Below are 15,755 nucleotides of genomic sequence, written 5' to 3'. Positions count from 1 at the left end.
ATTCCTTCCCACTACCGCGCCCGCCGACCCTTCAGGTGGATCCCTTGCGCCGCGCGAGCTGCAGCACACGCGGATTCACACGCACGCCGCTGCGCGCCACGGAATCGAGGTTGGTCTCGAACGTCACGCCGCCCGCGCGAACGTCCAGGCAGAACATGCAGCCGATCAGGCACAGCTCCTGCCGCTCGCTGATGGACAGCAGCGGTTGCGCCTCCAGGCGCGCGCGCAGCTCGCGCCAGGCCGCGTCGTCGAGCATGCCCGCGTAGATGCCGTCGCACAGTTGCAGCAGCTCGGCATCGTCGAGCCGCATGCGCCGCACCTGCACGCTGCGCTCGCCGGGCAGCGTCCCGCCCTTGAGCAGCTCATCGGCGTATTCCGTGGGGCCGACCACGCACAGGCGCACGACGGGCGAGGCCGATGGCCAGCGCGTGTAACCGAGGATGCCGAGCACCGTCTGGGCCACGGCCTGCGACCGCTCGTCGGTGACGATCTCCTGGGCACGCAACGGGGCGCCCGTGAGCCACAGCGCGCACAGGGCAGCCAGCGCCGCGGCCTGGCGGCCGCCCACCCATGTCGGCAGGAACCTCGCGAATATCACCACACCACAGCCTCTCTCCACACAAGTGGCCAGTGTAACGGCCGGGCCGATCGGGCCTTGTCAACCGCCGCGCACGCCCGCGCCGCGCACCTCGAACTGCAGCCGGTCGAGCAGCCGGCCACGCGCGTCGCGCAGCTCCAGCCGGTGGCGGCCGGGCCAGGGCGGCCAGGCCTGTTGCGCGCCGCGGCCCACGGGCCGGCCGTCGATGTACCAGCGCAGCCCGGGTGTGGCGCCCGCGGCCCGCAGCTGCAGGCGCTGGTGCGCGGGCGGTATGTCCGGGTCCAGCGCCAGCACGCTGCCCGGCGCAGGTGCCACGATGCGCGCCGGGCCACCGGCCTGATCGGCGGCCATGGGTTTGAAGCTTTTTTGGCCTCCAGCACTTGCTGCATAAGCGCTGGCAGCTTCACTATTCATAGTGAAAACGGCCTGCTCCGTGCCACGCAGAAACCATTCCTGGCGCGCGCTCTCGAGTCCTTCGGCAAACCGCACCGGCTGGTGCACCAGGCCGGCCGGCGGCCGCGGTGCGGCGCTGGCCTCGCGCCGGTGCAGGTGGGCCATCACCTCGGCCCAGACGGGCGCGGCGCCGCTGATGCCGCTGACCTCGTGCATGGGGCCGCCGCCCGCGTTGCCCACCCACACGCCCACGGTGTAGCGCGCCGACCAGCCCAGGGCCCAGTTGTCGCGCATGTCCTTGCTGGTGCCGGTCTTCACGGCCGTCCAAAAGCGCGTGTTGAGCACGCTGTCCGCGCCGAAGGTGGGCACGCGCGCCTGCGCGTCCGCCAGCATGTCGCCCACGATGAAGGCCGCGCCCGCATCGATCGCCTGCGTGAACGGCGCGCGCCTGCCGGGCGCGGTGACGGTGTAGGCCACGGGCCCCAGGCGCCCGCCGTTGGCCAGCGCCCGGTAGGCGTTGGTCAGCTCAAGGAGCCGCACCTCGCTGCTGCCCAGGGCCAGGCTGTAGCCGTAGTAGCCGCCCGACTCGGCCAGCGGCAGGCCCAGGCGCCGCAGCTGCTCGAAGAAGGCATCGGGCGTGACCATGACCAGGGTGCGCACGGCCGGCACGTTGAGCGAGGCCGCGAGCGCCTGGCGCACCGACACCCAGCCGCTAAAACGCCGGTCGTAGTTCTGCGGCATGTACAGGCCACCGGCCGTGGGAATCTGCGCGGGCGAGTCGTGAATGAGCGAGGCGGCCGTCAGGCGCCGCTCGGCGATCGCCTGGGCGTACAGAAAGGGCTTGAGCGTGGAGCCGGGCTGGCGCGGCGCGAGCACGGCATCGACCTCGGCCGCGCGGCTCAGGGGGCCGGACGAGCCCACCCAGGCCAGCACCTCGCCCGTGGCGTTGTCCAGCACCACGAGCGCGCCGTCCTCCACATGGCGCCCGTGCAGCTCGCGCAGCTGGCGCTCCAAGGCCTGCCGCGCCACGCGCTGCAGCGGCGCACTGATCGACGAGTGCAGGCGCTGCGGCGCGCCGCCCTCTGCGCGCACAGTGCTCTGGCGCAGCAGCTGGCGCGCGAAATGCGGGGCGATGCCCTCGCTCGCGTCCCAGGCGCGGCGCTCGAGCGCGCCTGCGGTGAACAGCGCGAGCGTCTCGCAGTCGGCGCCCTTGTCCATGTCGCGCAGCACGCCGCAGGCACGCCGCGCGACCTGCGCCGGCCTGGCATTGGGCGCACGCACCAGGGCCGCGGCCACGGCGGCCTCGCGCGCGTCCAGGCCATGGGCGGCCTTGCCGAACAGCGTGCGCGAGAGCGCGTCCAGCCCCACGATCTCGCCGCGAAACGGCACCAGGTTCAGATAGGCCTCGAGGATCTGGTCCTTGCGCCAGTGGCGCTCGAGCCGCTTTGCGGCCACGGCCTGGCCGAGCTTTTGCGCCACGCTGCGCCCGCCGCTGCCCGCGCGCCAGTCCTCGTCGAGCAGGCCCGCGAGCTGCATGGTGATGGTGGAGGCGCCGCGCGTGCGCTCATGCCACAGATTGGCCCAGGCCGCGGCCGACACCGCAGCCCAGTCCACGCCGCTGTGCTCGTAGAAGCGCCGGTCCTCGCTGAGCAGCAGCGCCTGGCGCAGCGCGGGCGAGATCTCTCCAAGCCGCAGCCACTGGCCGCGGCGCACCTTTGCGTCGGTGCGCAGGCGCTGGATCACCTCGCCTTCGCGCGAGAGCACCAGGGTCTCGGACGAGCGAAAGTCCGCGCGCACCTCGTCAAAGCCCGGCAGCGCCCAGGCGCGCAGGGCCGCCGCCGCGAGCCAGAGGGCGACGGCCGCCCGGCGCATCAGCGCTCCACGGCCCTGGCGCGCAGGAGCGCCGCATCGCACCAGCGCTGCGCGACCCGGGGCGAGGTGGTGCACACGGCGTCATGCGTGGCCGTGGCCACGGCGCGCTCGAGCAGCTGGATGTCGGCCTCGTGCTGGCGCGCCACATGCGGGTCCTCGAAGAAGATGGCGCGCTGGCAGCGGCGCTCGAGCACCAGATCGGCGATCTGCGCGTCGCCGCCCAGCGGCCCGCTGTTGAAGCGATCCACCCAGGGCTGGTCCGCGGGCCAGCCGCGGCTCCAGGCCAGTTCGTTGAGGCGCTGGCCCGTGGTGCCCGTGGCCACGCGCCGGCCAAAGCGCGAGAGCAGATCGAAGTTGCGCGCGGCAAAGTCGAGCATGGTGGCCTTCATCGCGTCGTGCGCGATCAGCGCCAGGGTCTGAGTGCCATGGTCGTGAAAGCGGTCGGCATGGCGGTCGGGGGCCAGGCCGGCATGCACGCGCTCCATCTCCACCCAGTCGCGCGCGCTGGCCACGGTGGACAGAAAGGGCTTGCCGTGGATCACGCATTGGCGCTTGAGCGCCAGCGCCTCGGGGAAGATGGACGAGGGGTCCACGGGGTCGATGAGGTAGATGGCGCCATCGAGCGTGCGGCCCGGCTCCGCCATGCCCACCACCTCGGCCACGAGCTTCATGAGCCCCCCGTCGCGCCCATAGGGGTAGCGCAGCAGCGGCGCATGGCCGCGCAGCATGCCGGCGGCGGCGATCGCGTCATAGGTTCGGCCCACGGCATGCAGGCCGAGGTCGAGCTCGCGCATGCCCGCTTCGCAGGCGCGCAGCAGGGCGAACAACGCGGCGTCCTCGGTCTGATGGTGCAGGCGGTTGGCGGCCAGGCCCATGCGCATGGTGGTGCTTCCTTTGCTGTCTGACAAACGGACATCCATGGTACGCGCCGCGCCGCCCCCCGAGCCGCTCGTGCGCCGCAGAAGATGCCCGGCCCAATGCACAGGCACATGGACTGCGGTCGCGCGAAGCCCTGGGTTCGGCCCTCCTGCTCACCGCATTCGAAGACCTGCGCGCACTGTACGGGGGCGGTGTGACGCCCGCATGACTGCGGGGCGGACCGGGACCTCACCAGGCAACGACCAGGCTCTGCTGCTCCGCCCCGGGATAGACGGCCTGGTAGCCGAGCTGCGCCTGCAGCGCGGGCGACTGCCATTCGCGGTTGCGCTCGCTCAGGTAGTTGAAGAACAGCGTCGGCCGCGGGTGCGCCGAACGGGCGATCACGCGCTGCACGGCCTCGCGGTCCGGGTGGCCGAACTGCGCGCCATTGCTGCTGAACAGATAGCGCGGGCTGGTTATCAACGCCATGAGCTCGTCGGTGGTGTTGCCCTTGCTGCCATGGTGGGCGAGCTTCACGGCATCGACGGCGAGCCGCTCGATTCCGCGCGCGGCCAGCAGCCGGCGCAGCGACGCGCAGACCATGTCCGGGTGTGCATCGGCCAGGAACAGACAGCTCTTGCCCGCATGTTCGGCCAGGAAGGCGATGCTCGAGCCATTGGCCGCGGCGCTGTCGGGCTTGGACTGCTTCTGCAGCAGGCGGTCAAGCTCGGGCGTGCTGCCCAGCAGTCCCTGCCCGGGCAGGTAGCGCTTCTGCGTGGCCAGATGCTGCCAGGCGGCGTCGAGGTCGCCGGGATCGAAGGCGCCCGCGATGTCCTTGCGCCAGGCGGCGCGCATCTTCTCGAGCTTGTGCGGGCCGGGCGAGAGCAGCGTGAGCCGCAGGCCGCCGGCCAGAACGCGCTCGGGCAGCGGCCCCGCGTCGGGCACGACCACGGCATGGCCGTCGAAGGCACCGTTCCACTGGCCGTCGTCCAGGCGCCGCGCCAGCAGCGCGCTGAAGTACTCGCCCTGCTTGCCGCCCAAGAGGCCATGGGCCTGCTCCAGATGGCGCCAGCCGTTGAACCAGCAGTCCTTGACGACGAAAGGCCAGGGCCGGGGGGTGGCGAACAGCCGCACCAGTCCGTCGATATGGTCGGTATCGACATGGGTGAGCACGATGAGCTCGAAGCGCCGATCGCCGGCCGGCAGCCGCGCCAGACGCTGATCCAGCGCCTCGAACGCGCCTATCGGGCCGCCGTCTATGAGCAGCCGGCGCGTGCGGCGCGCGTCGCCGTATTCGACGAACAAGCAGTCGCCGTGCAGCGCGGGCAGCATCTCCACGCGCATGAAGGCCGTCGACGGGTCAGCCTGGGTCATTGCAGCCTCCAGTCGGCGTCGCCAAACGCCACCACGCACAGGGCCATGGGCACGCTCTCGAGCAGCGCGGCGCGCTTGGCGTCGCGGATCAGCTCACCCAGGTAGGGTTTGGCCTTCGCATCGCGCGCCGTCAGCGCGGCCAGGATCAGCTCGCCCACGCGCACCGCATGGGCGCCGAACACGGTGGCAATCGTGGAGACCACGACCGCCGCGCCCGCCTGGCGGAAGAAGCGCACATGGCTGGAAAAATCCTGCGCCGTGCCCGCGACGTCGCAGCCGAGCAGAAACACCAGCGGCGGCGGCCCTCCCGCGGCGCGCACGTAGTCTCCGGGCAGGTCCAGCGTGTAGAGCTTGTTGCCGCCGATCTCGAGCAGCACATCCTCTTCCTTGCCCTCGTTGTGTGGGAAGGCCACGAGCAGCGCGGGATGGTGCTCCGATACCAGCCTGCGCCATGCGTCCCAGTCGCCCGCGAGCGCCGGGGCATGGCCCAACCCCGCCCGCAGCGCCTCGACGAGCGGCTGCACCTGGGCATCCTGCACCTCGCGGCTGTGGCCGAGCACGGCGCCGCTGCCCAGCGCGAGCCGGTCGCGGCCCTCGCCGGCCTCGGCCAGCACGGCCACCTGGGCACCCTCGGGCAGGCGCGCGCGCGGGTCGAACAAATGGCGCTCTATCACCTTCTTCAGGCCCCAGAAGCCCATGGGGCAGACATGCGCGCGCGGGTTGGCGCTGCGCGCGCAGCCGGCCGGGCAGCACCCGTCCTGCAGGGCCTGGCGGTGCTGCGGGCAGAGCGTGGCGTCGGGGCTGGGCGCGTTGTAGTCGTACATGAACTCCAGCGGCACGACGGCATCGGGGCGCGCGCTGACCACCTGCACATGGCTCACCGCGGGGTCGCCGACGTCGAAGCCATCGCTGGCGAGCGGCTTGAGCTGGTCGCGGTAGAGCAGCGAATACAGGTTCGCACCCACGCGCGCGAGCCGCGTGAGCAGGCGCGGGTTCTCGCCCTGGTCGAGGCCCTCGTCATAGTCGGCCACGCTCAGCGCCACGGCCGAGAGCAGGTCGTTGATCTTGCGCACGGGACTCTCGATGCCCTCCAGGCTGCAGGCCCAGGCGCGCCCCCCGGCCACGCCCGTGGCCAGCGGCGTGCCGGCGGCCGTGTGGTTGAGCACCAGCGCCAGGTCGAACTGACGCCTGCTGCCCAGGTCGGACCAGTCCTGGCGCACCTGGGCCTCGTCCTCGAGCGTGATGCCCGCGCCGCCGGCCTGCGCGGTCGCGCCGTCGAGCACCTCGGTCCTGAGCAGCACGGTCTGCAACACCCTGCCCCGGTGCAGCACGGACAGGCGCGCGGCGAAGGCACCGGCCACGCGCGGCGTGAACACAAAGCGCGCGGCGCTGCTGTCGCCCGTGCGCGGCAGGTGGACTTCGCGCAGCAGCGGCGCGTCGAACTGCCGCGGCTCGTGCAGCACGAGCTGCAGCCTGTGGCCGGACTCGCTCGCGGGCAGTCTGTCCTCGGGGAAGGCCGTGGGCGCGGCCACGCTGTCCGCGCGCCTCGGGCCGATGTGGATGCGCACCTGCACCGGCACGCCCACGGTGTAGGCCCTGCGCTCGCGCGCGAAACGCTGCCCGCGCCGGCAATAGCTTTGCTGCTGGATGTGGCGCGGCACCGGGGCCTGGCGCTCGGCGGCACGCTCGGCCTCGGCCAGGCGCTGGTTCAGCTCGGCGATCGCCGTGGCCTCGCCGGCCTCGCTCCTGAATTCGTAGAGATCGCGCGCCGCCTCGATGGCATTGGCCAGCTCCGCGGGCGCCAGCGCACCGGCGCCGGGGGGCGGTGCGCCCATGGCCGCACCGACGGGGGGCGCGCCGGCGCCGGCCGGACTCCTGCGCAGCAGCTCCAGCGATCGCTCCGACAGCTCCAGCCTGGCGCCCGGCGCCATGCGACGCAGGCGCTCGGTGGCGCGGGTGACGCTGCGCTCCAGGCGCGCACGCTCGAGCAGGCCGGGCTCGGCGACCAGCAGCGCACCATCGCCAAACGCCGCCTTCAGCGCCTGATCGATGGTCAGGTTGTGCGACAGCGCAAAGCCAAAGCCATCGAGCCTGCCGGCGAAGTCCTGCAGCGACTCGCCCGCGTCGAGCACGGCCACGCCGTCGGCAGACACGCGCGACGCGAGCGCGCGCAGCAAGGCCCCTTCCCTGTCCGGTGGTTCGGTGCGCAGGCCGGCGACCAGCACCAGGCCGCAGCGCAGCGTCAGCCGGCTCGCAAGCAGCCTGGCCAGCGCATCGCCCATGCCCGCGCCCACGACCAGGACCTCGAAGCGCGAGACGGCACGCGAAGCCTCCCGCACGCGGATCGGCCAGTCGCCGGGCTTGCCCTGCTGGCGCTGCGCCAGCGCCTCGCCCAGCGGGTCGCCGGGCAAGGTGGCCATGGTCACGGGCCAGCGCCAGTCTGCCCTGCCATCCGCCGCAAACCGGGTGCTGACGAAGACCCCCGCCGCCGCGGCAGCGGGCCGCGCCAGAATGCCCGCCACGGCCATGAGGCGCGCCATCTCACGCGCCTGCCCCTGCAGGGCCAGCCGTGGCGCCTGGGCCCTGCCATTGACCCATGCGCGCCAGAGCCGGGCGAGCATGTCGGCCGCCGGGGCCGGCAGGTCGGCGGCGCGGCGCCGGCCGGCCCGCATGACGGCCAGGCGCGGCACGGTGGCGCGCGCGGGGCGCCTGGGCAGCCGCCAGGGCAGGATCAGCGAATGCGGGTCGATCGCGTCGGCAAGCAGACGCTGCAGCTCGCCCTCGAGCCAGCCATGCCCATCGTGTGCGGCGGCCAGGCGGTCGGCGCCGAGCGCCGCCAGCGCCCCCAAGGCCGCGAGCGCCGCGGGCAAGGCGTCGTCACCAAGCCCCAGGCTCCATTCGTCCAGCAGAAAATCGCCCATGTCGCGCTCCCTCGCCGCGTCATGGCTCGGCTGTCACCGCGGCCAGGCCCGCGCCGATGTCGATGGCACTCGCGCGCGGGCGATGCACGGCGCCGCGCCGACCATGGGCCGGCCGCCCGAGTTGTCCATCGACTGCCATCTGCCTGCCCTCCGCGCCATCCCCATGGATGGGCCGGGACCATGGTAGGTCCGCCCCCGCGCAAACACAAGAAAGCCGCGCATCCGCGGCGCGGCGGGCGCCTACAGGCCGGCTTGGCCTGCGGGCACCCTCATGGGCACGCCAAACCCCTGAGAGTTGTGCCGCGTGCCGTCGTCGAAGCGCAGCTCGCGCTCGGGCCAGCGCATGGCGGCGAGCTTGAAGCGCCGGGCCGGGTCCTCGCCCTGGTGGCGCGCGAGCCAGCGCCCGCCCACCGAGTAGTCCACGCAGAACACATTGCCGCGCAGGCCATGCCAGGCCAGCGGCGCGGTGTGGCCGAAGAGGTTTTCCGCCTGCGGGCCATGGGCCGGGGCGTCGCCGGGCTGCAGGCGGCGCCAGTAATGGCCGACGATGACGGCCTGCTCGTCCGCGTAGTCGTTCCACCAGGCCACGCGCTCGACGAAGCGCCACTTGCCGCCCGCGTAGAAGGGCGTGCGGCATTCACGCTCCACACCGGCCGTGAGCACCTTGAGCGGGTTGACCATGGACTTCCCGAGCTCGCGCTCGCTGTGCGCGGGCAGAAACGGCGGGCGCCGGTCGTGGTCCTCCAGGCTGTGCGGCCATTGTTCGCGCTCCTGCTGCACACGGCCCGCCACATTGCTGGCCAGCGCCTGGCGCGCCGCCAGGTCCTCGTACTCGTCATAGGCGCCGCGCGCGCTGCCCGCGGTCAGGGCGCGCGCGGTGGCGATCTGCGGCGCCATCCAGGCCGCATGGACCACGCGCAGGTCGGCGCGCTCGAGTGCGATCGGCAGCCGGCCCAGCTCGGCGAGCATGGCCGGCGCCTCGTCCATGGGCAGGCGCGCAAACGGCGCATACCTGGGCGCATCGGACGCCATGCGGCTGTCGAAGTACCAGCCCGAGCCGTCCTTGGCGTCGCCGCGCAGCAGGTTGATCTCGTGGTTGCCGAGCACCGCCAGGGCCTGGCCGCTCGCGAGCATGGGCAGCACCAGGCGCAGCACCGCGGGGCTGTCGGGACCTCGGTCGCAGAAGTCGCCCACGAACACCAGGCGCCGCCCCTCGGGGTGGCGGCCCGCGTCGTCATAGCCCAGGTGCGCGAGCAGCTGCCGCAGGGCCCCGATCTCGCCGTGGATGTCTCCGACGATGTCGAGGGGCCCCTCGGGCAAGCGCTGGACCAGGCTCATGGTGGGTATGGGTAGTGACATGTGGATACATCATCCTAGAAACCGCAGTTGACCGCTGACAACCCTTGGGAATGCCGCATGAACTCTGACCTTGCGCCACTTCAGAACCTTCACCTTCTAGGTGAGGGCGCTATGCACCTGCCAGCACCGCGCTCGGCGCGCCATGCGGCGTTACTCCTCCTTGCGCACAGGAGTGCGCTGCGTCGTCACGCCTTGCCTGGCACACCGATCACGGCACTGGCAGGCGCATCCAACTGCGGTTTCTAGGATCATGCCCGGTTTGCCGCTACCCGCCTGTCGCTAGGGTTGCACCACCTTTACGCGCGCATTGGGCGCGGCGCCGAACATGTCGGGCGCGTACAGCGCCTCCACGCGCGTGGGCGGCAGCGCGAAGTCGCCAGCGTTGTTCAGGCGCAGCGTGTACTGCAGCGTCACCCGGCCCTTGGGCAGGTACTCGTAGTAGCTGCGCAGGGCCTCGAAGCCGCGCTCCTCGAACGCGGGCCAGCCGTTGCCGCTATTTTTCTCGCCCTGGGTGGCGATGGCCGAGTCGCGCCCCAGGCCGGTGCCGAGGATGGTGGCGCCGGCCGGAATCGGGTCAGTGATGGCCACCCAGGTCATGTCCGCCTGGCTCGTGACCTCCAGCGTCACGCGCAGCACGTCGCCGCGCGTGTAGCTGCCCGCGGGCAGGCCCGGATTCGCCTGCTCCACGGGCGTGACGCTGCGCCGGATGGCAAAGCCCGCAGTCACTGCATCCTTGAGCGGCACGGCCGCCACCGACTGCAGCGTGAGCCAGGGCCGGCCCGCCCCCTGGTGCGTGACGGCCAGCCGCTGGCTGCCGGCCCAGGGCAGGAACATGGTGTTGTTCTGGAACATGCCGGGCGCGGTCGGCGCGCCGAACGCGCTGGCCTCGTGCGCCGCACCCGCGGCGTCCGCCGCCGCACGGCGCGTCACCCTGGCCCAGTCGACGCTGGCGCTCTCGCCGCCCATGCGCGCGCGCGTGGTGCCGGCGACGGGCGTGGCCTCGAGCTGCGCGCCGAACCGCGCGAGCGCCAGTCCACCCCACAGGTTGGCCGTGGTGGTGGGCCAGGCACCGCCCTGCTGGCGCGCGATGAAGCCCGTGGCCAGCCGGCCCAGCTCGTCCTTCCAGGCCGGGTCATCGAGCACGGCGAGCAGCAGGCGCGCGCCGTTCACGTCGGCGTTCTGCATCAGCCACCACCAGGCGTCATCGCGCTCGGTGGCAAAGCCCAGGCGGCTGCCCTGGTAGGACAGGCGCGCGCGCAGGATTAGCGTGGCCTCCTGCAGGCGCTGGGCGCGCTGCGGAATGTCGGGCATGCGCCGCAGGATATTGAGCCAGTCGATCACCGCATGCGTGGGCCATTGATTGGGTGTGATGGACAGGCTCGTGAGCCAGCGCGCCTGCGCCTTGCCGTAGCGCGACAGCGCCTCGATGGCGGCGAGCTTGCGCAGGTCCAGATCCTTGCGCGGCGCCCAGAAGTCGCGCTCTATGCGCCCCTCGACAAAGGCCGTGAGGCCCTGCTCGAGCGGCGCGCGCGCCTCGGGCGGCAGGGCCAGCTCGGGCGTCAGGCGCGCGGCCTCGTGCGCGGCCGCGAGCAGATAGGCGCTCAGCGTGTCGCTGCCGCGGTCGGCACTGCCGGCCTGGGGCGGGAAGTAGTAGGCCAGGCCGTCGCCATCGAGATACGTGGGCAGCCTGGCGACAAGCTTGTGCCAGGCCTGGGCATCGGCCAGCCCCAGGGCCTTGCTGGCCTGCTGCTCCAGGCAGGCATGGGGGTAGCGCGCCCACCAGTCGCGCACGCCGGGCAGTCCTGCGGCCAGGCCCGGCTGCAGCGCCAGCGCCACGCCCCCGCGCCCGGGCAGCGCGAGCGCGGGCGGGGCCACGTCCACTGCGTATTCGCCGTCGATCTGCACCAGCGTGGCCTGCTGCACCGACAGCGGCACGGCCGGCACCAGGCGCTGGCTGGCCTTGAGCGCGTCGCGCGCGCCGCCCACGGTATCGCGCGCCTCAATCTCCCAGAGCAGGGCCTGGGCGCGCGTCTGCTGCGCCGGGGCGGTGACGTCCCAGGCCAGCTCGCGCGCCTCGCCCGCGGGAATGTCCACGGTCTGTGGCGCGAGCGTGAGCAGCGTGGCACGCGGCGCGACCTCCACCTTCATGGCGCGGGCCGTGGTGTTGCGCAGCGTGAGCTGGGCGCGGAACTGGTCGCCTTCACGCACCAGTGGCGGCAGGCCGCTGATGATCTGCAGGTCCTGCGTGGCGCGGATCTGCGTGGAGCCGGTGCCGAACAGGCCCAGGCCCGAATCGGCCACGGCCACGACCTCGAAGGTGGTGAGCGCGTCGTTGAGCGGCACCGTCACCTTGGCCTGGCCCTGGGCGTCGAGCTTGACCACGGGTTGCCACAGGAGCAGGGTGTCGAGCAGCTCGCGCGTGGGCGCGCGCCCGCCGCCGCCGCCCGCGGGCACGGCCTTTCTGCCGTAGTGGCGCCGGCCGATGATCTCCATCTGCGCGGTCGATGTCTCCACACCCCAGGCACGGCGCTGCAGCATGGCGCCGAGCAGGTCCCAGCTGCGGTTGGGCATGAGCTCGAGCAGCGCCTTGTCCACGGCGGCCAGCGCCACCTCGGCACTCGCTGCGGGCTTGCCGTCCGGCAGCGTGGCGCTAATCGTGACCTGGGCCTTGCCGCGCACGGGGTAGCTGTCCTTGTCGGCCTTGACCTGCACGGCGATCTGGTGCGCCTGGCGACCCACGCGCAGCTCGGCCAGGCCCAGGCGGTAGGCGGGCCGGGACAGGTCCACCATGGCCGTGGGCGCGCGGTATTCGCGCCCGTCGTACCAGAACGCGCCCCACCATTCGCGCGGCGCCTTGTAGCCCCAGGTGAAGAAGCTGTACCAGGGCACCTCGTGCAGGCGCCCGCGCAGCACCAGCGCGCTCACATAGACATTGGGCGCCCAGTCCTCCTCGATCTTGAGCTCTATGGTCGGGTCCCGGCCGCTCAGCTGCACCACGCGCGTGCTGATCACGCCCTCGCGCTCCACGCTGACCAGCGCCGTGGCCTGGCGAAACGGCATGCGCAGCTGCAGACGCGCCGTCTCGCCGGGCGCGTAGTTCTTCTTCTCGGGCAGCAGGTCGATGCGGTCATGGTCCTGACCGCCAAACCAGAGTTCGCCGCGCCGCGTGACCCAGACCGACGACGCTGCCTGGGCCTCGTTGCCGTCCTTGTCGCGTGCGGTCACGATGAGCTCGACCTCGCCCGGCTGGTCGAGCTGGGCCTCGCACAGCAGCAGGCCGCGCGCGTCGCTCTTGCCCGTGCACAGCGTGCCCAGGTCCTTGGTTTCGACATGGTTGTCATAGCTGTAGAAGCCCCCCACCATGCGCTTGCGGCTCGTCGTCGTGCTGCGCGCAATGGCCTGCACGGCCAGCGGCACGCCGGCCTGCGGCCTGCCGGCCGCCGACAGCGCCAGCGCCTGCAGGCGCACGCGTTCGCCGCTGGCCACCCAACCCTCGGTCTTGACGCCGGCCACCACGGCCGCGGGCCACAGCGTGGTGCTGCTGCGCAGGGTCTGCAGCTCGCCATTGGGGTCGGCGTAGCTGGCCTCAAGCACCAGCTCCTGCGCCTGGTGGCCGCGCGGCAGCTCGTCGATGGTGACGCGGCCCGCGCCGTTGGCGTCCAGCGTCAGGGGCAGCTTGTCGGCGATCACGCGCGCGTCACTGTGCGCGTCATCGCCCTGATCCTGGTCCGCGTCGTCGCCAGGCTCGGGGGCATCGCGCCCGCGCGGGGGGGCAAAGCTGAACTCGTCGAAGTCGGCAAACTGCAGCGACCTGGCGCGCACCATGGCCGACACGCGAACCGGCAGGCGCGCCGCGGGCCCGCCCGAGACATAGTGGACCTGCACGTCGGCGTCCACGCTGCGCGCGCGCACCAGCGTCTGCGCGCCCACGGGGGCGATGCGCCCCTCGAACACGGGCAGGCGGAATTCCTCCACGCGAAAGCTGCCCGAATCAAGCAGGCGCCCGCCCTCCTCGCCACGGCCCTCGCGCAGCGCCACCTGGTATTCGCCGAGCCGCGCCGCCGGGGGCACGGCAAAGCTGCTCTCGGCCGACAGCCCGCCCGTGGCCGTCTTGCGCCAGGCCAGCGGCTGGGTGAACTGCTGGCCGCTGCCCACATGGGTGATGACAAGCTCGGCGGGGCGCGCATCGGGCAGGCCGAAGCCGCGCCCGGTCTGGCTGCGCAGCACATGCTTCATGGACAGGGTCTCGCCCGCGCGCAACAGCGTGCGGTCGAAGATGGTGTGCGCCACCGCGTCGGGGCGCGGCGCGCTGCTCGTGGGCACGTTGAAGCGCCAGGGCTCTATGCCGCGCTGCCAGTCGCTCCAGACAAAGGCCAGCTCGTCGCCGCTGCGCGCGCTCACGAAGTAGGCCTGGCGCCATGCGCCGCCATCGCCGCCTTCTTCGACCGATCCGCCGCAGGCGGGCGGCTCGCTGGCCAGGCCCGAAAGACGCGCCACGCCGTCGGCGCCCGTGCGCGCCGTGGCCAGCACCCTGCCGTCGCAGGCCGAGACCTGCACCTGCGCGCCCGCGACGGGCCGGCCCTTGTCCAGCGTGGTCACCCAGGCCACGGCGTTCTCGCGCCCGAGCTTGAAGTGCACGCCCAGGTTGGTGACGAGCACGCCGGTGCGCACGTACATGGTGCGCGGGTCGCCATGGCCGGCATCGAGCAACGAGCGGCCCAACAGCGGCGAGGCGATCTCCACCACCGAATAGCCCGGCGGCAGCGGTATGCCCACGACCTCGAAGGGGCGCGGGTCGCCGCGCTCGGGCCGCGGCAGGGCAAGCCGCTTCACGCCCGGCCGGCCCTGGAGCAGGGACAGCATGCGCGTCTGCACCTGGTCGCCCTGGTCGCCCCGATCGCCCTGGTCGCGCACATCCAGCGCCTTGGGCAGCGGCCCCTGCACGTCGCGGCGCGCCTGGGCGCGGTTGATGCTGAAGTCTTCATAGCGCTCGAGCCGGCGCATCCAGGCAATGATGTCGGCGTCCCTCTGTGGCTGCAGCGTGCCGACCTGGGCCGCACTGGCCGCACCGGCCGGGCGGGTCTGCCCCGGCTGCAGGCCCTGCACGGACAGATCGGCCTCCACGTTGCGCAGCGTGACGGGCAGCAGCGCCGGGCCATCGGGGCCCTCGGCGTAGCGCTCGACCACGCCGAAGGGCGCGGCGGCAAACTTGGCCAGCGGCGGCATGGCGCCTGTTGCCACCTGCAGCGGAAAGCTCTGCGCATTGGCCGGCACGCGGCCCGCCGCGTCCTTGAAGCCCGCGGGCAGCGAGAGCAGATACTGCGTCTGCGGCGCAAACGGCGCGGCAAACGTGACGCCATTGACCAGGGCGTCGCCCCTGCCTTCGCCCCCTCTTTCGCCCTCTGCTTCGCCCTCCATGGTCGGCGCCAGCGTCTGGTCGCCGCCCTTGAGGCGTATGTCCTGCGCCAGCCGGCGCGCCACGGGCGCGTTGAAGGTCACGCGCATGGGGCGCACGGGCAGGCAGGCGGACTGGGCGTTCTCGCGCTCGCAGCCGAACTCCACGGCAAAGGGCTGGCGCACCTTGAAGTCAAAGCGCTTCTCCACCGCGTTCGCCACGCCGCTGGGCGTGGCCACGCCCCGGCCATAGACCAGTTGCACCTGGCTGCCGGCCGTCAGGCGCCGGCCGCAGCTGAGCGTGGCGTAGCGCAAGGGCTCCTTGGCCGCGGCCTTGTCCAGGCGCAGCGCCTTGAGCAGCTCGGCGCGCTGCGCGCCCTCGATGAGGCGCACGGGCAGGCGCTCGCCCACGCCCTCGGCCTCGCACCACAGGTGCTGCTGCAGGCTGGCCGGCGTGGCCGGGCCATTGAGCCGCAGCACGAAGTACTGCTCCTCGTCGATCTCCTGCCAGGTGCCGGGCCGCACGCTCTGCACAAACGGGCCGCCGGTATTGAATTGATAGCTGCTCGCGCTTGCCAGTTGGGCGCCGGAAGCCGATTTGAACCCTGGCCTGACGCTGACCGTACAGCGCACGCCGGGCGGCAGGTCCTGGGCAAAGTCGTAGACCCATTCGCGCTCGCTGGTCCAGCGGCCGCGGCCGCGCGCGGCGTCGGCGTCGCTGCAGGCCACGGTCAAGGGCGCGGCGGCCTGGGCATCCCCCAGGCGCACGGCCGGGCCGTCGAAGCGGGCCACGACCTGGCGCACCTGCGCCACCTCGCCCTGGGGCGACAGGCGGCTCACCGTGAGGGCCTGGGCGGGCGCGGCGGCCAACACGCAGGCCAGCAGCGCCGCGTACTGCAAAAGAGGGCTTGCGGCAATGCGGGTAGTCATGGATAAATCGGCTTCCTACGGCAGGTTGACAGGGTAGATTAGCAAATGCACCCCTG

Annotated in this window: 7 protein-coding genes; all 7 read right to left on the bottom strand. The window is 72.5% G+C overall.

Features of this window, described 5'->3' with window-relative positions; genetic code table 11:
• Positions 1–31: 31 nt before the first annotated feature.
• On the bottom strand, positions 32–601 hold the full coding sequence (locus ABUE11_RS04720; RefSeq protein WP_367067894.1) for a YfiR family protein: 570 nt from the start codon (positions 599–601) through the stop codon (positions 32–34).
• 57 nt (positions 602–658) lie between these two features.
• Complete coding sequence (gene pbpC / locus ABUE11_RS04715; RefSeq protein WP_367067893.1) at positions 659–2,863, bottom strand: penicillin-binding protein 1C; 2,205 nt, start codon at positions 2,861–2,863, stop codon at positions 659–661.
• Positions 2,863–3,744 (bottom strand): methylglyoxal synthase, encoded by an 882-nt coding sequence (locus ABUE11_RS04710; protein WP_367067892.1) that lies wholly within the window; start codon positions 3,742–3,744, stop codon positions 2,863–2,865. The genes pbpC and ABUE11_RS04710 overlap by 1 nt, the downstream gene beginning before the upstream one ends.
• 226 nt (positions 3,745–3,970) lie before the next feature.
• A complete protein-coding gene (locus ABUE11_RS04705) occupies positions 3,971–5,095 on the bottom strand; it encodes a hypothetical protein (RefSeq protein WP_367067891.1) in 1,125 nt (374 codons plus the stop codon).
• The gene (locus tag ABUE11_RS04700; protein ID WP_367067890.1) at positions 5,092–8,016 is read right to left on the bottom strand and encodes a hypothetical protein; all 2,925 of its coding nucleotides are present in this window, start codon (positions 8,014–8,016) and stop codon (positions 5,092–5,094) included. The genes ABUE11_RS04705 and ABUE11_RS04700 overlap by 4 nt, the downstream gene beginning before the upstream one ends.
• A 240-nt stretch (positions 8,017–8,256) precedes the next feature.
• Positions 8,257–9,354: a metallophosphoesterase gene (locus tag ABUE11_RS04695; protein WP_367067889.1), complete on the bottom strand. Its 1,098-nt coding sequence runs from the start codon at positions 9,352–9,354 to the stop codon at positions 8,257–8,259.
• 300 nt (positions 9,355–9,654) lie between these two features.
• Positions 9,655–15,699 carry an MG2 domain-containing protein gene (locus tag ABUE11_RS04690; protein ID WP_367067888.1) on the bottom strand — a complete coding sequence of 2,015 codons (6,045 nt, stop codon included), beginning with the start codon at positions 15,697–15,699 and terminating at the stop codon, positions 9,655–9,657.
• Positions 15,700–15,755: the final 56 nt, after the last annotated feature.

The organism is Oryzisolibacter sp. LB2S, from assembly GCF_040732315.1.
In the GTDB taxonomy this organism is placed as follows: domain Bacteria; phylum Pseudomonadota; class Gammaproteobacteria; order Burkholderiales; family Burkholderiaceae_C; genus Alicycliphilus; species Alicycliphilus soli.
Note: the sequence above shows the minus strand (reverse complement) of the source record. Positions and strands in the feature narration are given on the sequence as shown.